The organism is Rhizobium quercicola (assembly GCF_021168455.1).
Classification (GTDB): domain Bacteria; phylum Pseudomonadota; class Alphaproteobacteria; order Rhizobiales; family Rhizobiaceae; genus Ferranicluibacter; species Ferranicluibacter quercicola.
In genome coordinates this window covers 236,529-254,796 of sequence record NZ_JAJOZR010000002.1, presented here as the reverse complement: position 1 = coordinate 254,796, position 18,268 = coordinate 236,529, and the positions used below count along the sequence as shown (strand labels likewise).

The window sequence follows — 18,268 nt, the reverse complement described above, 5'->3', positions numbered from 1 at the left end:
GCGCCGCCTCCGGAAACCGGAAGCGGCGCGTGTCACGTCTCAAGCGGATCGACGGCCCGGCTTACTGCCAGGTGCGGATATCGACGAAGTGGCCTTCCACCGCCGCCGCCGCCGCCATGGCCGGGGACACGAGATGCGTGCGGCCCTTGAAGCCCTGACGGCCTTCGAAGTTGCGGTTGGACGTCGAGGCGCAACGTTCGCCCGGCTTCAGCCGGTCGTCGTTCATGGCCAGGCACATGGAGCAGCCCGGCTCGCGCCAGTCGAAACCGGCCGCCTTGAAGATGACGTCGAGGCCTTCGGCTTCCGCCTGTTCCTTGACGAGGCCCGAACCCGGAACGATCATCGCGGAGACGGTCGGCGCCACCGTCCGGCCTTCCACGACCTTGGCGACTTCGCGCAGATCCTCGATACGGCCATTGGTGCAGGAGCCGATGAACACCCGATCGACCGCGATGTCGGTGATCTTCGTGCCCGGCTTCAGGCCCATATAGTCGAGCGCCCGCCACTTGGAGACGCGCTTGTTCTCGTCCTGGATCTCGTCCGGATTGGGAACCACGCCCTGAACCGAGATGACGTCTTCCGGCGAGGAGCCCCAGGAGACGATCGGCGGCAGATCGGCGGCGTTGAGAACCACGACGCGGTCGAAATGCGCGCCGTCCTCGGTGTTGAGCGTCTTCCAGTAGGCGATCGCCTGCTCCAGCGCCTCGCCCTGCGGCGCGCGCGGCTTGCCCTTGATGTATTCGAAGGTCTTCTCGTCCGGCGCGATGAGGCCGGCGCGGGCGCCGCCTTCGATCGTCATGTTGCAGATCGTCATGCGGCCTTCCATCGACAGCGCGCGGATGGCTTCGCCCGCAAACTCGATGACGTGACCCGTGCCGCCGGCCGTGCCGATTTCACCGATGATCGCAAGAATGATATCCTTCGCCGTCACGCCGTCGGGCAGCTGCCCGTCGACGCGCACCAGCATGTTCTTCGCCTTCTTCTGGATCAGCGTCTGGGTGGCGAGCACATGCTCGACCTCGGACGTGCCGATGCCGTGCGCCAGCGCACCGAAGGCACCGTGCGTGGAGGTGTGGCTGTCACCGCAGACGATGGTCATGCCCGGCAGGGTGAAGCCCTGTTCCGGCCCGACGATGTGGACGATGCCCTGGCGCTTGTCGGAGGCCGAATAATATTCGACGCCGAAATCGGCCGCGTTCTGGGCCAGCGCTTCCACCTGGATACGGCTTTCCTCGTTCTTGATGCCGAGATGGCGATCCGGCGAGGTGGGCACATTGTGATCGACGACGGCGAGCGTCTTCTGCGGGGCGCGCACCTGACGGTTGGTCATGCGCAGGCCTTCGAACGCCTGGGGGCTCGTCACTTCATGGACGAGGTGGCGGTCGATATAGAGAAGACAGGTGCCGTCGTCCTGCTGATCGACGACATGGTCGTCCCAGATCTTGTCGTAGAGGGTCCGTGGTGCGCTCATGGCGTGTCATCCATTGGAAAGAAGTCATCGGAAAAATCCGGCTGGCCGCCGGCGGGATCAGGCTATCGAAAGCCGGGGCACGCGCCCCCGAGGGATCTATCGAAGTCGGCTGTTAAACGCCCCGGAGACGCGCGCGTAAAAGCGTGCCGGCAGGCGCTTGTGATCCTGCAGCACGACGACATTCTGCGCGCGACATCCGAACTTGGATTCCATGAGGGCTCAGATAGCAGTTTTGCCGCCGGACCGCAAGGTTTCACACGGCGTGGCGGCCGCGGCGCAGCACCCTCGATCTTCACGGTATCGACCGATTCTCTCAGGCTGTGCTTGCCAACCGGCCGAAAGTCTGAGACGCCGGAGACGTCCGTCATCCGGCGGATCTGGGGGAACATCATGACACGACAGATCACGTGGCGGGACCGCGCGCGCTACCAATTCGACAAGAGCATGGCGGCCGGGCCGATCGCGCTGATCGGCTGGCTGGCGGTCATCTCGCTGATCGTCATCGTGTTTGCCGGGCTGCTGCTGGCCATCACCGGCATCGCGCAGGATGGCGGCGAGCCCGTGTCCTTCATCGAGGGCGCGTGGGAATCGCTGATGCGCACCATGGATGCGGGCGCCATGGGCGGCGATGTCGGCTGGAGCTTCCGCGGCATTTCGCTCGCGGTCACCGTCGCCGGCATCTTCGTCTTCTCCGCGCTGATCGGCGTGCTCTCCTCCGGTCTCGACGAGAAGCTGGACGAGCTGCGCAAGGGGCGCTCCCACGTACTGGAGAAGGACCACACGATCATCTTCAACTGGTCGCCCTCGATCTTCGACGTGATCTCCGAGCTCGTCATCGCCAACCGCAGCCGGCGGCGTCCGCGCATCGTCATCATGGCGGGCAAGGACAAGGTGGAGATGGAGGACGAGATCGCCGACAAGATCCCCGATCTCGGCAACACCCGCATCATCTGCCGCAGCGGCGACCCGACCGACCTGCACGACATCAACATCGTCAATCCCCAGGCCTCCCGCGCCATCGTGGTTCTGTCGCCGGAGGGCGACTATGCCGATTCGCAGGTCATCAAGACGATCCTCGCGCTCGTGAACGACCCGTCACGCCGCCCGGAGCGCTACCGCATCGCCGCGGAAATCCGCGATGCCGCCAATGCCGAGGTCGCGCGCATCGTCGGCGGCAGCGAATTGCAGCTGGTGCTGGCCGACGAACTGATTTCCCGCATCGTCGTCAGCTCCAGCCGCCAGTCGGGCCTGAGCGGCGTCTATACCGAGCTGCTCGATTTCGACGGTTCGGAGATCTACGCGCTCGAACAGCCCGGCATCGTCGGCAAATCCTTCGGCGCCGCCGTCATGGCCTACGACACCTCCACCCTGATCGGCATCGGCACCACGGACGGGAAGGTGCATCTGAACCCGCCCACCAGCCGGGTGATCGCCGCCGGCGAACGCGCCATCCTGATCGCCGAGGACGACGACACGATCCGCCTGCGCACCGGCGACTTCACCGTCGATCGCGACGTCATCCGCCCGCGCCCGCCGGTCACGCGCCGGGCGGAAACCACGCTTCTGCTCGGCTGGAACCGCCGCGGCCCCATCATCACCCAGGAGCTGTCGCGCTATGTCGCGCCCGGCTCCCGCCTGACGATCGCTGCCGACACGCCGGAGCTGCTCGACGAGGTCGCGGCCATGCCGTATCTGAAGGAGAACCTTTCCGTGACCTGCCGCGTGATCGACACCAGCAACCGTGCCGCCCTCGATGCGCTCGACGTGCCCGCCTTCGACCACGTTCTGGTGCTCGGCTACAGCGACCATCTGGCCGCCCAGCCGGCCGATACGGCGACGCTCGTGACGCTGCTGCAGCTGCGCAAGATCGCGGAGGCGGCAAACACCCATATCGGCATCGTCAGCGAGATGATCGACGTGCGCAACCGCGATCTGGCCGCCGTCACCCGCGCCGACGATTTCGTCGTCAGCAACAAGCTCGTCAGCCTCATGCTGGCGCAAGCCTCGGAGAACGAGCTGATGGCCGATATCTTCGACGAGCTTCTGGACGAGGACGGCTCGGAAATCTACATGCGCGCCGTCACCGACTATATCGCGATCGACCGCCCCGTGAACTTCTACACGATCACGCTCGCAGCCCTGATGCGCGGCGAGGTGGCGCTCGGCTACAGCAGGAGGGCTGCGTCCGTGCGCGACGAGCGAGGCCTTGGCGGTGTCGTGGTCAATCCCGCCAAGGGAGAGGCGGTGCAGTACGAGGCCGGGGACAAGCTGATCATTCTCGCGCGCGACTGAGAGCAGCGCGCGCGGCGGAGACCCGGACGGCCTTAACCCCGATGCCCGCGCCGCATCCGCTTCTCGAGCCCGCGCAGACCCAGCGACAGGCCGATGGTGAGAAGCAGATAGATATAGGCGACGATCGAATAGGTCTCGAAGAAGCGGAAGGAGCCGGAGGCATAGACCTTGCCCATCTGGGTGATGTCCTGCACGCCGAGCACGGAGACGAGCGACGAGTCCTTGATCATGGCGATGAAATCATTGCCGAGCGGCGGCAGGATGGTGCGGATAGCCTGGGGGAAGACCACGAGCCGGAACCGCTGGAACCGGTTCAGGCCCAGCGCCTCCGCCGCCTCCACCTGACCGCGATCCACCGACTGGATGCCGGCGCGGAAAACCTCGGCGATGAAGGCGGAATAGCCGATGGTGAGCGCGATGATCGCCCGCCACATCAGAGAGAGGTCGCGCACCAGCACCGGCTCCATCGCGCCGGCCGAGATCAGCGGCGTCAAAGCGAGATTGATCAGCCAGACGAGCCCCGGCGTGCCGACGAAGGCGATGTAGAACAGCAGCACGAGAACGGGAATGCCGCGGATCACCTCCGTGTAGAACCGGGCGACCTGACGCAGCACCGGGCTGCGCGACAGCGCCATCAGCGCCACGCCGAGCCCGAGGAGCGTGGCAAGGGCGAAACCGACGATGGTGACGAAGATCGTCACGCCGATGCCGGCGGCAACCACGGCGAAAACGCGGGAATAGAGATCGTTGACGGCGATGAGCACGGCGAGGCCGATGGCGATCGTGCCCAGCGCGATCAGCCACCAGGGCAGCTCCCGCGCCGCCGCGCGCCGGCCGGGGGACGGGCGGTCATCGGAAAGGGATGCTTCGCGAGAGGAGGATTGCGACGAGGGATCCGACGGGCGCGGCGGCATGGCGGGTGGCCTATCCGATCGGCCGCCGCCTCACTCGCCCATCTTGAAGTCGACGAACCACTTGCGGTTCAGCGTTTCCAGCGTGCCGTCCGCCTTCAGCGCCGCGATGGCCGCATTCACGGGCGCGACCAGCTTGGAGCCCTTGGGGAAGATGAAGCCGAAATCCTCGGTGCCGAGCGGGCCGCCGATCAGCTTCAGCCCGCCATCGGACGTATCGACATAGCCCTTGCCGGCCGTGCCGTCCGTCAGCACCACATCGACGTCGCCGGCCTTCAGCGCCTGCACCGTCGCCCCGAACGTCTCGAACAGCTTGACGCGCGGGTTCTGCTCGTTGCCGTCCAGCACCTCGTAGATGGCGGTGTAGAACGGCGTCGTTCCCGGCTGGGCGCCGATGAGGCCGCTGGACAGCGCGGCGAAGGACTTGCCGTCCGTAAACCGGCTCTCGTCGCCGCGCACCAGCATGAACTGCTCGGAGCGCATATAAGGGTCGGAGAAATCCACCTTCTTCTTGCGCTCTTCCTTGATGGTGATGCCCGTCATGCCCATGTCGTACTGCCCGTCGGACACGGACTGGATCATCGCGTCCCAGCTCGTATTGCGATAGGTCACCTTGGCGTTCAGCCGCTTGGCGATCTCGCCCACCGCATCATACTCCCAGCCCGCGGCCTGGCCGGTCTTCGGGTCGATGAACTGCAGTGGCGGATAGGCATTCTCCGTCACCACGACGATGTCGCGCCCGCCGAGATCCGGAAGATCCGCGGCAGCGGCACCGAGCGGCGAAAGGGCAAGGACGGTCAGACCGGCGAGAACATGGCGGCGGGAAAACATGAGGCAGGCTCCTGGCGTGTGACGCGCGAGACTGTCACGAAACTCGCCCGTCGGGCAAGAGCCCAGCGGGCGGCACGGCCATTTCGACGCCGGCGCCGGCGCCGCTGCACAGGATGAACGGGATCGCCGTTCCCGCGCATCGAGCAAAATCGTTGCCGTCCACGCGACCTGCGACCTCCCATGGTTCTCTTTTCAGCCCTATCGGCGGGAAACCTGCCTCCTTCCCCAACCTCCGGCTTGTCCCTACAGATTTTTCCGCAAGGACCCCGACACTCACCCGATGAACGGTCTTCTGGAAGGAATGCTCATGAAACACACGCTTGCACCGGCCCTCCTCGCGGTCTCCCTCTCGGTCGGATCGCTGCTGACGGCCGCCCCGTCGCAGGCGCAGGAGGCCGTGGTGGCGGCGACCGACGCCGAGGCGCTGTTCACCAGTCCGGATCCACAGCTGAACGCCAACAAGCAGGTCGCCCTCGGCATCGTCCGGGACCTGCTGGAAGCCAACCACTGGGACAAGGCCGACCGCTATCTGACCGAGCGCTATCTCCAGCACAATCCGAACGCGGCCTCGGGCCGGGCCGGCGTCGTCGCCTATTTCACGCAGGTGCTGAAGCGCGAGCCCTCGCCGATCCCCGCGAAGATGAAGACGCCGATCGCCTTCGTCACGGCGGAAGGCGATCTCGTCACCGTCGGCTATGTGCGCGAGGTCAAGGACGGGAAGGACCCGTCGAAGACCTACACCACCACATGGTTCGACACCTGGCGGATCAAGGACGGCAAGGCCGACGAGCACTGGGACCCGGCAACGAAGGACTGAGCCGGTTCCTCCCGACCGTCAGACATGAAAAAGCCGCCGGATCGCTCCGGCGGCTTTTTCGAAGGAGAAGGATCCGAAGATCTTATTCTGCAGACTTTGCGTCTTCGGCAGCCTTTGCAGCGGCGGCTTCCGCGGCTGCAGCTTCTGCTGCTGCCTTTTCGGCGGCGAGCGCCTGGGCTGCTGCAACCTTTTCAGCTTCCAGACGGGCCTTTTCCTCGGCAGCCGACTGGCGCGCCGTGTCGTTCAGCTTGCGGGCGCGCGTGCCGGTGTTCTCGACGATACGAGCCGACTTGCCGCGACGATCGCGCAGGTAGTAGAGCTTGGCGCGACGGACCTTACCGCGGCGAACGATCTCGACGCTTTCGACCATCGGCGAATAGACCGGGAACACGCGCTCGACGCCTTCGCCGTAGGAGATCTTGCGAACGGTGAAGCTTTCGTTGATGCCGCCACCCGAACGGGCGATGCAGACGCCTTCATAGGCCTGCACGCGGGTGCGGGTGCCTTCCGTCACGCGTACGTTGACGCGGAGCGTGTCGCCTGCGGAGAATTCCGGGAGGGTACGCTTGGCTTCGATCTTGGCGGCCTGTTCGGCTTCCAGCTGCTGGATGATGTTCATCGGTTTAACCTTGCTTTCTTCTCAAACGGTCAGAGCGCCCAGTGTGTCCTTCGGCCATGCCTCTGGACAGGTCTCTTCCGGTGAAGAGCGACGGCGGATACACCATTCTTTGTTGATGGTCGCGGGCAGGAACCCGAGCCGGTGCGGCCTATACACCGGGATCGCCGATTTGTCACCCCTCCCCGCTTAGGATTCTGCGCGAAGCCTGCCGGCTGTCGAAGCGAAGAATGCGTGTGTCGTCCGCATCGATCACCGCGACACCATCGAACGTCGCGGTGACGCTGCGCCAGAAGGACCATGCCGCAGCGTTGTGCCTGGAGACGCCGAGTTCCCAGATGCCCGCATGCAGCGTCAGGAGCCGGCGGGCCATGCGTTTCCCGACCCCCGTTCGCCGGAACGCCGGGAGCACGCAGAACTCCGCCATCGCACGATCGACCACCAATCCCGAGCAGGAATGCCGGTTGACGAGCGCAAAACCCTGAGGACGCCAGATGCCTTCCGAACGAACCTCGACGAGATAGGCCCAGCGATCGGCGGCCCCGAAATAGAGATAGACGGCATCCACGGGGCCGAAGGCGGAGAGCCCGTGCAGATAGGCGTCGAGCAGGGTCCGCAAGAGGACCCTGTCGGAGGTCTCGGCCGGTCGAATGCGCCAGATGTCGTCCGGCAAGAAAATGTCGGGCCGCGGCATGCCGATAAGCTCCTCCTGCGGATGTCCGTCCTTGTGTTTACGCGCAGGCGCTATACCACGAAAATCAGCCCTTTTCCGATGAATCGCCGATGCCCGTCACAACCGCCGTTCTTCTCTTTCTCGCCGGCTTCCTGTCGAGCGCCGTCAATGCGGTGGCCGGTGGCGGCACGTTTCTCACCTTCGGCGCGATGACGCTGGCCGGCCTGCCGCCGATCGTGGCCAATGCGACATCGTCCATCGTCCAGTTTCCCGGCTACATCACCTCGGCGCTCGCCTATCGGCGCGAACTGATCGCCGACCGGCGGATGGCGGTCATGCTCGGGCTTCTCTCGGCGGTCGGCGGCCTCATCGGCGCCGCCATCCTGCTCGCCCTTTCCAACCCGTCCTTCCGGGCGCTGGTGCCCTGGCTCCTGCTGGGGGCGACCGCGATCTTTGCGGGCGCCCCCCTGCTTCGCCCGGCATCGCGGGAGGCCGGAGCGCCGCTTGGCGTCCTCGGGCTTCTCGGACAGTTCGCGACCTCGATCTATGGCGGCTTCTTCGGGGCCGGCATGGGCATCATGATGCTCGCCGTATTGGGGCTTTCGGCCGGCGGCGGCTATCACCGGATCAATGCGCTGAAGAACCTGCTGGCCGTCATCATCGCCGCCATCGCCGTTGTGGTCTTCACCTTCGGCGGGGTCGTCTCCTGGCTGGAGGCGGCCGTGATGATCCCCGGCGGGGCGCTCGGCGGCTACAGCGGCGTCTGGCTGGCGCGCCGCGTGCCCCAGGCCGTCATCCGCGCCTTCGTCATCGCGGTCGGCCTGCTGCTCGCTTTCTATTATTTCGTGACGGGCTGAGACAGCAGATCCGGCCGGCGCTCCCGCGTCAGCCGCTCGGCCTCCGCCCGCCGCCAGCGCTCGATGGCGCCGTGGTTGCCCGAGGTCAGCACGGCGGGGATGTCCCGTTCCTCGAACACCTGCGGCCGGGTATAGTGCGGGTGCTCCAGGAGCCCGCCCTCGAAACTTTCATGCACGCCCGAAAGCGCATTGCCCATGACGCCCGGCAGGATGCGCACGACGGCATCGAGCAGCGTCAGCGCTGCAGGCTCGCCGCCCGAGAGAATGTAGTCGCCGATCGAAACCTCCTCGAGCGCCCGCGCATCGATGACCCGCTGGTCGACACCCTCGAACCGGCCGCAGACGATGACCGCTCCCGGCCCGGCGGCGATCTCGCGCACCCGCGCCTGGCTCAGCGGCCGTCCGCGCGGGCTCATCAGCAGCCGTGGCCGCCCGTCGTCGCGCGAAACATGATCGATGGCACGGCTCAGAATGTCCGCCCGCAATACCATGCCCGCCCCGCCCCCGGCCGGCGTGTCGTCCACGGTCCGGTGCTTGTCCTCGGCAAAGTCGCGGATCTGCACGGCGTCGAGCGACCACTGCCCGCGCTCCAGCGCTCTGCCCGCCAGGGAATGGCCGAGATGGCCCGGAAACATTTCCGGATAGAGCGTGAGAAGGGTGGCGCGGAACGCCATGGCGGCGCTCATTCGCCGGAGGCGTCGGGCGTGAACGGCCCGGCCGGATCGTCCTTGTCGTCGATAAGACCGGCGGCCACCGGATCGACCAGCATCGTGCCGCCTTCGAGATCGATTTCGAGCACGGAGAACTCGGAAAAGGGAATGAGGACCGGACGACGGCCCGGGCCCTTCAGCTCCAGAAGGTCGCCGGCGCCGAAGTCGAACACGCCGGTCACGACGCCATAGCTCTTGCCCTCGGCATCCTTCGCCTCCAGCCCCTCGAGATCGGCATAGAAGAATTCGTCCTCGTCGAGATCGTCGTCCGGCAGGTTTTCCCGCTCGATGAACAGATCGAGCCCGTTCAGCGCCTCGGCCGCCGTCCGGTCGTTGATGCCGCGAAAGCGAACGATCACGACGGTCTTGCTCTCGCGCACCTCCAGCACCTCGAAGACGCGCCCGTCCTCGCTGTGGAGATGACCGTAGTCGCCAAGTGCCGTCGGCTCCTCGGCAAAGCTCTTCACACGGACTTCGCCGCGCAATCCTTGCGCGCCACCGATCGTGCCCATCAGGACGGGGTTTTTCAGCTTGCTCATGGAGGAACCGTTCTTGAGATCATTCGTCGGAAGGATTGCGCGACCCCATAAACGAAAACGGGCGGCATGAAAATGCCGCCCGTCCCGAAGATGTTTAAAGGGTCGATTACTCGGCAGCAGCGGCAGCGGCGTCTTCAGCCTTCTGCTTGGCTTCGGCGGCGCGCTCGGTCGCCTTCTTGCCGGGCTTGCCCTTGGTCGGGTTGCTGCGGGCTTCGCGCGTGACGATGCCGGCTTCGCTGAGGAAACGCAGGACGCGGTCGGTCGGCAGGGCGCCGTGGTCGAGCCAATGCTGGATGCGCTCGTTGTTCAGTTCGACGCGCTTGGCATCGTCCTTGGCGAGCATCGGGTTCCAGGAACCGACTTTTTCGAGGAAGCGGCCGTCGCGGGGCGAACGGGCGTCGGCGATGACGACCTGATAGAACGGACGCTTCTTGGAACCGCCGCGGGCGAGACGAATTTTCAGTGCCATGTCAATTACTCCTTGAATGTTGGCGTGCCGCGGATGCGGCCTGATGGGTCTGCGAAAGCCGTCAATCCTTCAGATCGGCGGCGATGTCTTCGTGATGCCGGATGACTTCCTTGATGATGAAGTTCAGGAACTTCTCGGCGAAATCCGGATCCAGATGGGCGTCCTTTGCCAGACGGCGCAGGCGTTCGATCTGGTATTCCTCGCGCGCCGGGTCGGCCGGCGGCAAATCGTGGAGGGCCTTGAGAACGCCCACGGCCTTCGTGCAGCGGAAGCGCTCGGCCAGCATATGCACCAGCGCCGCGTCGATATTGTCGATCGACTGCCGGTAGCCGGACAGTTCCCGGGCGATGGAAGGGTCGATGCTCATGCGGGCCTCACTTCTTCTTCGGCAGGCCGGGAAGGCCCGGGAAACCGCCACCGAGACCGGGCAGCTTGCCGCCGCCCATACCGGGGAGACCGCCCATGCCGCCGGGCATGCCCTTGCCGAGGCCGGCGGCTTCCGCCTGCTTCTGCAACGCTTCCAGCTGCTTGGGGTCGAGGCTCGACAGGTCGGGCATGCCGCCCATTCCGCCGCCCATGCCACCGAGGCCCATCTTGCCGGCAAGGCCTCCCATCATCTGCTTCATCATGCCGCCGCCCTTCTTGCCGCCCATGGCCTTCATCATGTCGGCCATCTGGCGGTGCATCTTGAGCAGCTTGTTGATGTCGGCGGCATCCGTGCCGGAGCCACTCGCGATGCGCTTCTTGCGGGAATGCTTGAGGAGGTCGGGATTGGCGCGCTCGGCCTTGGTCATGGAGGAGATGATGGCCATCTGGCGCTTGAACATCCGGTCGTCGAGACCGGCCGCGGCCATCTTGTCCTTCATGCCGGACATGCCCGGCATCATGCCCATGATGCCGCCCATGCCACCCATCTTCTGCATCTGGGAGAGCTGGTCGGCGAGATCGTTGAGGTCGAACTTGCCCGACTTCATCTTGGCGGCCATGGCCGCCGCCTTCTCGGCATCGATGTTCTCGGCGGCCTTCTCGACCAGCGAAACGATGTCGCCCATGCCGAGGATGCGGTCGGCGACGCGGCGCGGATGGAACTCGTCCAGCTCCGACATCTTCTCACCGACGCCGATCAGCTTGATCGGCTTGCCGGTGACGGCGCGCATGGAGAGCGCGGCACCGCCGCGGCCGTCGCCGTCCATGCGGGTCAGCACGAGGCCGGTGATGCCGACGCGTTCGTCGAAATTGCGCGCGAGATTGACGGCGTCCTGACCGGTCAGCGCATCGGCGACCAGCAGGATCTCATGCGGGTTCGAGCGCCGCTTGATCTCGGCCATCTCGATCATCAGCGGCTCGTCGATATGCGTGCGGCCGGCGGTGTCGAGGATGACGACGTCATGGCCGCCGAGCTTTGCCGCCTGCACGGCGCGCGCGGCGATATCGGTCGGCGACTGCCCGGCGATGACCGGCAGCGTGTCGATGCCCGCCTGGACGCCGAGCTGGCGCAGCTGCTCCTGGGCTGCCGGCCGGCGCGTGTCGAGCGAGGCCATCAGGACCTTCTTCTTGTCGCGCGTGTGCAGCCGATGGGCGATCTTGCCCGAGGTCGTGGTCTTGCCCGAGCCCTGGAGACCGACCATCATGATGACGACGGGGGCGGGCGCGTTGAGGTCGATGGAAACGCCGGTGGCGCCCAGCATCTCGACCAGCTCGTCATGGACGATCTTGACGACCATCTGCCCGGGCTTGATCGATTTCAGCACATTGGCGCCGACGGCCTTCTCGCGCACGCGGTCGGTGAACGACCGGACGACTTCCAGCGCCACGTCGGCTTCCAGCAGCGCACGGCGAACCTCGCGCAGGGCAGCCGACACATCGGCTTCCGACAGCGCACCGCGTCCCGTCAATCCGTTGAGGATCGAACCAAGGCGGTCCTGGAGGCTTTCAAACATCGGCTCTTCCTTTTCGTTTACGAGCATGTGCCGCAAACGTGGGTTCCGGGTCGTTTTCAAACAAGACGCAAAGCCGAACGGCACCCGAGGGCGCATCGCGCTGTCGGGTGTTGACCTCCGGGAACGTTTATACCTTGAAAGGGTCCCGGTCGGCGGCTCGGAGTCGTGTCTCGTCGCAGATGGAGCGCGGTAAACAGCAAACGGCCCGGAAAGTCAAGGCTTGCCGCCACCGCAAGGCCGCAGACCTGTCGATCCACATCGGCAAGGTGTCGCTTTCCTGTGGCGCGGGCACGAAAAAGCCGCCATCATCCGCGCATCTGTCGCCGTCGGAAACGACCGCGCGTTCACGGGGATCGGAATGAAACGCCGCACATTCTTCAAATGGTCTCTGGCCGGCGCCATCGCCGCCGTGTCGGGCGGGGTCACCGCAAGGAGCAGCATGGCCGCCAATCGCTACTATAACGGTCCCGTCAGCGATCATTTCGACGGCACCCGCTTCTTCAATCCCGGCGGCGTCGAGCCGAACGGCTTTCGCGATCTCCTGCGCTGGCAGTTCAACGGCCAGAAGGCGACATGGCCGACCACGCCCGACCCGCGCGCGACGGTGACCAGGCCGGACGACTCGGTGACCGGGCAGGACCTGCGCGTCACCATGGTCGGCCATGCCTCCATGCTGATCCAGGTGGCGGGCCTCAACATCCTCACCGATCCCGTCTGGTCGGAGCGCGCGAGCCCCGTTTCCTTCGCCGGTCCGCGCCGCGTCTCGCCACCCGGCATCCGCCTCGAGGATCTTCCCCGCATCGATGTCGTGCTGGTCAGTCACAATCATTACGACCATCTCGACCAGCCGACGATCGCGCGCCTCGAGGCCGACCACAGGCCGACCTTCGTCACGCCGCTCGGCAACGACGTCTTCATCCGCAAGGTGGCGCCCGACGCGCGGATCGCGCTCATGGACTGGGGCGGCGCGCTCGATGTCGCGGCGGGCGTCTCGATCCACTGCGAGCCGGCGCATCACTGGTCGGCGCGCGGGGTCGGCGACCGGCGAAAGGCACTCTGGGCCGCCTTCGTCGTCGCGACGCCGGCCGGCCGGATCTACCATATCGGCGACACCGGCTTTCACGACGGCATCAACTATCGCGCCGCGGCCAAGGCCTATGGCAGCTTCCGCCTCGCCATCCTGCCGATCGGAGCCTACGAGCCGCGCTGGTTCATGAAGGGCCAGCACCAGAACCCGGACGAAGCCATTCAGGGCATGCTTCTCGCGAACGCCGCCTTCGTCGTCGGCCATCACTTCGCGACCATCCAGCTGACCGACGAGGCCATGAATGCGCCGGAACGGGCGCTGGCCGAGGCCCTTGCAAGACACGATGTCGATCCCGCCCGCGTTCGCCCGCTCCATGCCGGCGAGGTCTTCGACGTGCCCCCGGAAAGGAACCCCGCATGACCGCCAGCACCTTTCACCAGCCGGTGGATGCCGCCGAGGTTCCCCGCTTTGCCGGTCACTCGACCTTCATGCGGCTGCCCGCCGTTTCCGACGCCACCGGTCTCGACATCGCGCTCGTCGGCATTCCCTGGGATGGCGGCACGACCAACCGCGCCGGTGCGCGCCACGGGCCGCGCGAGGTCCGCAACCAGTCGAGCCTGATGCGGCGCGTCCATCATGTCACGCTGACCGAACCCTTCAGCCTCGCCAACATCGCCGATGTCGGCGACATCAGCGTCAATCCGATCGACCTTCTCGACGGGTTGAAGCGGATCGAGACTGGCATGCGCGCCATCGTGGACGCCGGCGCCATCCCGCTGTCGGTCGGCGGCGATCATCTGACGACGCTGCCGGTCATGCGCGCGGTGGCGGCAGGCGGCCCGGTCGGCATGATCCATTTCGATGCCCATTCCGACACCAACGACACCTATTTCGGCGGCAACCGCTACACCCACGGCACGCCGTTCCGCCGCGCGATCGAGGAAGGGCTGCTCGATCCGAACCGCACGGTGCAGATCGGCATTCGCGGCTCGATCTACGCGACAGATGAGCACGACTGGGCCCGCGCGCAAGGCATCCGCGTGATCTATATGGAGGAGTGCACCCGCCGCGGCATCGCCGACGTGATGGCCGAAGCCCGCGGGATCGCCGGCGGCCCGGCTGGGGACGGACGGACCTATGTCAGCTTCGACATCGACTGCATCGATCCCTCCATGGCACCGGGCACGGGAACGCCCGAAATCGGCGGCTTTACCACCCGCGAGGCGCAGGCGCTGGTGCGGGAGCTCGCAGGCGTGCGGATCGTGGCGGCCGATGTCGTGGAGGTCGCGCCGCCCTTCGACGTCGCGGGCATGACGGCGCTCGCCGGTGCGACCATCCTGTTCGAGCTGCTCTGCGTGATCGCGGAGGGTGTCGCCGCGCGCCGCTGACGGCAAGCCCCATTGATCCCGGCCTCTGGTCATCCGGCGTATTTTCCGCCATATACGCCCTCTCGCAGGACCTTCGCGCAAGGGTATGGACAGGCATGGACACCACGGTCGAATTCGCAAGGATGAACGGGCTCGGCAATGCCATTCTGGTCGTGGACATGCGCGGCCGGAGCGATACCGTGACCCCGGACGCCGCCATCGCGCTCAATGCCGACCCGCAGACGCGCTTCGACCAGATCATGGCGATCCATGATCCGAAGGCCTCGGGCACCGATGCCTGGATCGACATCCTGAACTCCGACGGCACCAAGGCGCAGGCCTGCGGCAACGGCACGCGCTGCGTGGTGCAGGCGCTGGCGGCGGAAACCGGCCGCAAGACCTTCACCTTCCACACGGTCGCGGGCGTCCTCAACGCCGAGGAACATGCCGACGGCACGATCTCGGTCGACATGGGCAAGCCGGTGTTCGACTGGAACCGCATCCCCCTGGCCGAAGACTTCCACGACACACGCCGCATCGAGCTGCAGATCGGCCCGATCGACGATCCCGTGCTGCACTCGCCCTCCGTGATGTCGATGGGCAATCCGCATGCGATCTTCTGGGTGGATCGCGACGTCATGTCCTACGATCTCGCGCGCTTCGGCCCGCTGCTCGAAAATCACCCGATGTTTCCCGAGCGCGCCAATATCACGCTCGCGCAGGTGACATCGCAGAGCGGCATGACCACCCGCACCTGGGAACGCGGCGCCGGGCTGACGCTCGCCTGCGGCTCGGCCGCTTGTGCGGCGGCCGTCAGCGGTGCCCGCACCGGCCGCACCGGCCGCACGGTGGCGGTGACCGTTGCCAGCGCGGTGCCGGCCGGCGTGCTCACCATCGACTGGCGCGAGCGCGACGATCATGTCGTCATGACCGGCCCGGCCGCCTGGGAATGGTCCGGCCGCGTCGATCCGGCAACCGGCGCCTTCACGCGCGATCCGGATACGAGAGCGCAAGCGGCAGGGGCGACGGCAGAGTGAGCGGCGTCGAGATCATCACCTTCGGCTGCCGCCTGAACACCTACGAATCCGAAGTGATGCGCGGCGCGGCCGAACAGGCAGGGCTCAACAATGCCGTGCTGGTGAACACCTGCGCGGTGACGGGCGAGGCCGTGCGCCAGGCCCGCAAGGCGATCCGCCGCGCCCGGCGCGCGCACCCGGACGCCCGCATCATCGTCACCGGCTGCGCCGCCCAGACCGAGGCCGGCAGCTTTGCCGCCATGCCCGAAGTGGACGCCGTTCTCGGCAATGCGGAGAAGCTCGAAAGCCGCGCCTATCGCGCTCTGCCCGATTTCGGCGTCGGCAGCGAGGAGAAGCTGCGCGTCAACGACATCATGAGCGTGCGCGAGACCGCGCCGCAGATGGTGCGGATGATCGAGGGCCATGTGCGCGCCTTCGTGCAGGTGCAGAACGGCTGCGACCACCGCTGCACCTTCTGCATTATCCCCTATGGCCGCGGCAATTCCCGCTCGGTGCCGATGGGCGCCGTGGTCGATCAGGCCCGCATGCTGGTGGAGAACGGCTACCGCGAGATCGTGCTGACCGGGGTGGACGCCACCAGCTATGGCGGCGACCTGGCCGGCACGCCGACGCTCGGCCTGCTGGCCAAGACCCTTCTGAAGCAGGTGCCGGAGCTTGCCCGCCTGCGCCTCTCCTCCATCGACAGCATCGAGGCCGACCGGCACCTGATCGACCTCATCGCCGACGAGCCACGCTTCATGCCGCACCTGCATCTCTCGCTGCAGCACGGCGACGACATGATCCTGAAGCGGATGAAGCGGCGGCATTCGCGGGCCGATGCGCTCGCCTTCATGCAGGAGGCCCGTCGCCTGCGGCCGGGCATCGCCTTCGGCGCCGACATGATCGCCGGTTTTCCGACGGAGACGGAAGAGATGTTCGCGCAAGCCGGAACGCTGGCGCGGGAAGCTGGCATCGCCAGCCTGCACGTCTTCCCCTACAGCCCGCGCGAGGGCACGCCCGCCGCCCGCATGCCGCAGCACGACCCCCTGCTGATCCGGGAGCGCGCCGCGCGCCTGCGCGCCATCGGCACGGAACTGGCGCGCGACCACCTCGCCTCCATGGTCGGCACCGCGCAGACCGTGCTGGTGGAAAGCAACGGCACCGGCCACACGGAGAATTTCACCCGCGTCGCGACACCGGGGCTCGAACCCCGCTCGCTGGTCGCGACGACGATCACGGGCCACGATGGCAAGAACCTCTCCATCGCCACCGCCGAAAGACAGGCCGCCTGACATGAGCGGCCCCGCAGGTTTCAGGATATAAGATGGCGTTCGACTTCCTCAAAAGGGTCTTCACATTCGACCAGGTGCCGCCGGAAGCGCCCGCGGCCGACGAGCGTGCGCCGGATACGGTGACACCGGACCCGGTCGCCCGGGAGATCCGTGCGTCCGAACCGGCCGATCCCACAGAGACGGTCCCGCAAGACACCCTGCCCGTCGCCGAAGATCCGGTCCTGGCCGAGGAAATCGCCACGGCCGGCGGCCCTTCGGCCGATGAGCGGGCGGACGAGGGGCAGGACACCGAGGAGCCCCTGCTTCCGCTGCCGGCCGTCGAGGACATCGGCGATCTCGGCGTGGTGCCGCTGTCGCTGCTTCAAGCGGAGGCGGAGCTTGCCCCCGGCGAAAGCCCGACCGCCGATCTCGACCGTCCGCGCGACATCTCCACCTTGCCCGCAGGCTTTGCCACGGGGCCGGCGCCCGAGCCGGAGGCCGCACCCGAAGGCGAGCGCCTGACCTGGTTCCAGCGCCTGCGCGCCGGCCTGTCGCGCACCTCCTCGCAGCTGACCGGCCAGATCACCGCCCTCTTCACCAAGCGCAAGCTGGACGACGCGACGCTCGAAGAGCTGGAAGACCTGCTGATCCAGGCCGATCTCGGCGTCGAGACGGCGCTGCGCATCACCGATACGCTCGCCTCCGAGCGCTACGGCCGCGACGTTTCCGGCGCGGATGTCTCGCGCATCATGGCAGCCGAGATCACCAAGGTTCTCACGCCCGTCGCCAAGCCCCTGCAGCTCGATCTCAACCACCGCCCCCACGTCATCCTCGTGGTCGGCGTCAACGGCACGGGCAAGACGACCACCATCGGCAAGCTCGCCGCCAAGCTCTCGGGCGCGGGTCTGAAGGTCATGCTCGCCGCCGGCGATACGTTCCGCGCCGCCGCCATCGAGCAGCTGAAGATCTGGGCGGAACGGACGAACAGCCATATCGTCTCCTCCAAGCTCGGCGCCGATGCCGCGGGCCTGGCCTACGAGGCCTTCGAGGAAGCGCGCCGGCAGAAGAGCGACGTCCTGATCATCGACACCGCCGGCCGCCTGCAGAACCGCACGGAGCTGATGGCCGAGCTCGAAAAGATCGTCCGCGTCCTCGGCAAGCTCGATCCGGATGCGCCGCACACCGTGCTGCAGACGCTGGACGCGACCACCGGGCAGAACGCGCTCAACCAGGTCGAGATCTTCCGCAACGTTGCCGGCGTCAACGGGCTGATCATGACCAAGCTCGACGGAACGGCACGCGGCGGCATCCTCGTCGCCATCTCCGCCAAGCACAAGCTGCCGGTCTACTTCATCGGCGTCGGCGAGGGCATCGACGACCTCGAACCCTTCGAGGCCCAGGATTTCGCCGAGGCGATCGCCGGGATTGCGGATTAGGCACCCGCCAGCCTGCCGAAATTCC

The 18,268-nt window shown here is 66.5% G+C and carries 18 protein-coding genes; 8 read left to right on the top strand and 10 right to left on the bottom strand.

Annotated elements, in window-relative coordinates:
* Nucleotides 1-61 precede the first annotated feature (61 nt).
* Nucleotides 62-1,471, bottom strand: a complete 1,410-nt coding sequence (gene leuC, locus LRX75_RS04640; protein ID WP_231812311.1) for a 3-isopropylmalate dehydratase large subunit — start codon at nt 1,469-1,471, stop codon at nt 62-64.
* Nucleotides 1,472-1,861: 390 nt separating this feature from the next.
* Between leuC and LRX75_RS04635 the strand changes: the two genes are divergently transcribed.
* Entirely contained in the window at nt 1,862-3,763 is a 1,902-nt protein-coding gene (locus LRX75_RS04635; protein WP_231812309.1) for a CASTOR/POLLUX-related putative ion channel, read from the top strand.
* A 32-nt stretch (nt 3,764-3,795) separates the two neighbouring features.
* Here LRX75_RS04635 and LRX75_RS04630 read toward each other — a convergent pair whose 3' ends face one another.
* Nucleotides 3,796-4,677, bottom strand: coding sequence for an amino acid ABC transporter permease (locus LRX75_RS04630; protein ID WP_231812307.1), 882 nt, complete (start codon nt 4,675-4,677; stop codon nt 3,796-3,798).
* A 30-nt stretch (nt 4,678-4,707) separates the two neighbouring features.
* Nucleotides 4,708-5,505 carry a transporter substrate-binding domain-containing protein gene (locus LRX75_RS04625; RefSeq protein WP_231812305.1) on the bottom strand — a complete coding sequence of 266 codons (798 nt, stop codon included), beginning with the start codon at nt 5,503-5,505 and terminating at the stop codon, nt 4,708-4,710.
* A 307-nt stretch (nt 5,506-5,812) separates the two neighbouring features.
* On the opposite strand from LRX75_RS04625, the gene LRX75_RS04620 reads away from it, so the two are divergent.
* Nucleotides 5,813-6,322 (top strand): nuclear transport factor 2 family protein, encoded by a 510-nt coding sequence (locus LRX75_RS04620; protein WP_231812303.1) that lies wholly within the window; start codon nt 5,813-5,815, stop codon nt 6,320-6,322.
* An 82-nt stretch (nt 6,323-6,404) separates the two neighbouring features.
* Here the strand turns inward: LRX75_RS04620 and rplS are convergent, their stop codons facing one another.
* Complete coding sequence (rplS, locus tag LRX75_RS04615; RefSeq protein ID WP_231812301.1) at nt 6,405-6,941, bottom strand: 50S ribosomal protein L19; 537 nt, start codon at nt 6,939-6,941, stop codon at nt 6,405-6,407.
* A gap of 172 nt (nt 6,942-7,113) precedes the next feature.
* The gene (locus tag LRX75_RS04610) at nt 7,114-7,632 is read right to left on the bottom strand and encodes a GNAT family N-acetyltransferase (protein WP_231812299.1); all 519 of its coding nucleotides are present in this window, start codon (nt 7,630-7,632) and stop codon (nt 7,114-7,116) included.
* Between the two features lie 89 nt (nt 7,633-7,721).
* On the opposite strand from LRX75_RS04610, the gene LRX75_RS04605 reads away from it, so the two are divergent.
* Entirely contained in the window at nt 7,722-8,468 is a 747-nt protein-coding gene (locus LRX75_RS04605) for a sulfite exporter TauE/SafE family protein (protein WP_231812297.1), read from the top strand.
* Here LRX75_RS04605 and trmD read toward each other — a convergent pair.
* The 5 genes from trmD to ffh form a co-directional block, all read right to left on the bottom strand.
* The gene (gene trmD, locus LRX75_RS04600) at nt 8,450-9,142 is read right to left on the bottom strand and encodes a tRNA (guanosine(37)-N1)-methyltransferase TrmD (RefSeq protein ID WP_231812295.1); all 693 of its coding nucleotides are present in this window, start codon (nt 9,140-9,142) and stop codon (nt 8,450-8,452) included. The two genes, LRX75_RS04605 and trmD, sit on opposite strands and share 19 nt — an antisense overlap.
* 8 nt (nt 9,143-9,150) lie before the next feature.
* Complete coding sequence (rimM, locus tag LRX75_RS04595) at nt 9,151-9,717, bottom strand: ribosome maturation factor RimM (RefSeq protein WP_231812293.1); 567 nt, start codon at nt 9,715-9,717, stop codon at nt 9,151-9,153.
* A gap of 106 nt (nt 9,718-9,823) precedes the next feature.
* Nucleotides 9,824-10,186, bottom strand: a complete 363-nt coding sequence (rpsP, locus tag LRX75_RS04590) for a 30S ribosomal protein S16 (RefSeq protein ID WP_062596323.1) — start codon at nt 10,184-10,186, stop codon at nt 9,824-9,826.
* A 61-nt stretch (nt 10,187-10,247) separates the two neighbouring features.
* Entirely contained in the window at nt 10,248-10,553 is a 306-nt protein-coding gene (locus LRX75_RS04585; RefSeq protein WP_231812291.1) for a chorismate mutase, read from the bottom strand.
* A 7-nt stretch (nt 10,554-10,560) separates the two neighbouring features.
* Complete coding sequence (ffh, locus tag LRX75_RS04580; protein ID WP_231812289.1) at nt 10,561-12,126, bottom strand: signal recognition particle protein; 1,566 nt, start codon at nt 12,124-12,126, stop codon at nt 10,561-10,563.
* 439 nt (nt 12,127-12,565) lie between these two features.
* On the opposite strand from ffh, the gene LRX75_RS04575 reads away from it, so the two are divergent.
* The 5 genes from LRX75_RS04575 (at nt 12,566) to ftsY (ending at nt 18,243) form a co-directional block, all read left to right on the top strand.
* Nucleotides 12,566-13,573 (top strand): MBL fold metallo-hydrolase, encoded by a 1,008-nt coding sequence (locus tag LRX75_RS04575; RefSeq protein ID WP_231812482.1) that lies wholly within the window; start codon nt 12,566-12,568, stop codon nt 13,571-13,573.
* A complete protein-coding gene (gene speB, locus LRX75_RS04570; protein ID WP_231812287.1) occupies nt 13,570-14,541 on the top strand; it encodes an agmatinase in 972 nt (323 codons plus the stop codon). The genes LRX75_RS04575 and speB overlap by 4 nt, the downstream gene beginning before the upstream one ends.
* A 95-nt stretch (nt 14,542-14,636) precedes the next feature.
* Nucleotides 14,637-15,557 (top strand): diaminopimelate epimerase, encoded by a 921-nt coding sequence (gene dapF, locus LRX75_RS04565; protein WP_231812284.1) that lies wholly within the window; start codon nt 14,637-14,639, stop codon nt 15,555-15,557.
* Nucleotides 15,554-16,828 carry a tRNA (N(6)-L-threonylcarbamoyladenosine(37)-C(2))-methylthiotransferase MtaB gene (gene mtaB, locus LRX75_RS04560; protein WP_231812282.1) on the top strand — a complete coding sequence of 425 codons (1,275 nt, stop codon included), beginning with the start codon at nt 15,554-15,556 and terminating at the stop codon, nt 16,826-16,828. The genes dapF and mtaB overlap by 4 nt, the downstream gene beginning before the upstream one ends.
* A gap of 32 nt (nt 16,829-16,860) precedes the next feature.
* The gene (ftsY, locus tag LRX75_RS04555) at nt 16,861-18,243 is read left to right on the top strand and encodes a signal recognition particle-docking protein FtsY (RefSeq protein ID WP_231812280.1); all 1,383 of its coding nucleotides are present in this window, start codon (nt 16,861-16,863) and stop codon (nt 18,241-18,243) included.
* Nucleotides 18,244-18,268 lie beyond the last annotated feature (25 nt).

Bases quoted from the DNA above. Each gene is read 5' to 3' on its own strand.
- ftsY (WP_231812280.1), top strand. From the start codon at position 16,861: ATGGCGTTCGACTTCCTCAAAAGGGTCTTCACATTCGACCAGGTGCCG.
- LRX75_RS04620 (WP_231812303.1), top strand. From the start codon at position 5,813: ATGAAACACACGCTTGCACCGGCCCTCCTCGCGGTCTCCCTCTCGGTC.
- LRX75_RS04625 (WP_231812305.1), bottom strand. From the start codon at position 5,505: ATGTTTTCCCGCCGCCATGTTCTCGCCGGTCTGACCGTCCTTGCCCTT.
- LRX75_RS04630 (WP_231812307.1), bottom strand. From the start codon at position 4,677: ATGCCGCCGCGCCCGTCGGATCCCTCGTCGCAATCCTCCTCTCGCGAA.
- ffh (WP_231812289.1), bottom strand. From the start codon at position 12,126: ATGTTTGAAAGCCTCCAGGACCGCCTTGGTTCGATCCTCAACGGATTG.
- rpsP (WP_062596323.1), bottom strand. From the start codon at position 10,186: ATGGCACTGAAAATTCGTCTCGCCCGCGGCGGTTCCAAGAAGCGTCCG.
- speB (WP_231812287.1), top strand. From the start codon at position 13,570: ATGACCGCCAGCACCTTTCACCAGCCGGTGGATGCCGCCGAGGTTCCC.
- dapF (WP_231812284.1), top strand. From the start codon at position 14,637: ATGGACACCACGGTCGAATTCGCAAGGATGAACGGGCTCGGCAATGCC.
- leuC (WP_231812311.1), bottom strand. From the start codon at position 1,471: ATGAGCGCACCACGGACCCTCTACGACAAGATCTGGGACGACCATGTC.
- LRX75_RS04635 (WP_231812309.1), top strand. From the start codon at position 1,862: ATGACACGACAGATCACGTGGCGGGACCGCGCGCGCTACCAATTCGAC.
- trmD (WP_231812295.1), bottom strand. From the start codon at position 9,142: ATGGCGTTCCGCGCCACCCTTCTCACGCTCTATCCGGAAATGTTTCCG.
- rplS (WP_231812301.1), bottom strand. From the start codon at position 6,941: ATGAACATCATCCAGCAGCTGGAAGCCGAACAGGCCGCCAAGATCGAA.
- LRX75_RS04585 (WP_231812291.1), bottom strand. From the start codon at position 10,553: ATGAGCATCGACCCTTCCATCGCCCGGGAACTGTCCGGCTACCGGCAG.
- rimM (WP_231812293.1), bottom strand. From the start codon at position 9,717: ATGAGCAAGCTGAAAAACCCCGTCCTGATGGGCACGATCGGTGGCGCG.
- LRX75_RS04605 (WP_231812297.1), top strand. From the start codon at position 7,722: ATGCCCGTCACAACCGCCGTTCTTCTCTTTCTCGCCGGCTTCCTGTCG.
- LRX75_RS04575 (WP_231812482.1), top strand. From the start codon at position 12,566: ATGGCCGCCAATCGCTACTATAACGGTCCCGTCAGCGATCATTTCGAC.
- LRX75_RS04610 (WP_231812299.1), bottom strand. From the start codon at position 7,632: ATGCCGCGGCCCGACATTTTCTTGCCGGACGACATCTGGCGCATTCGA.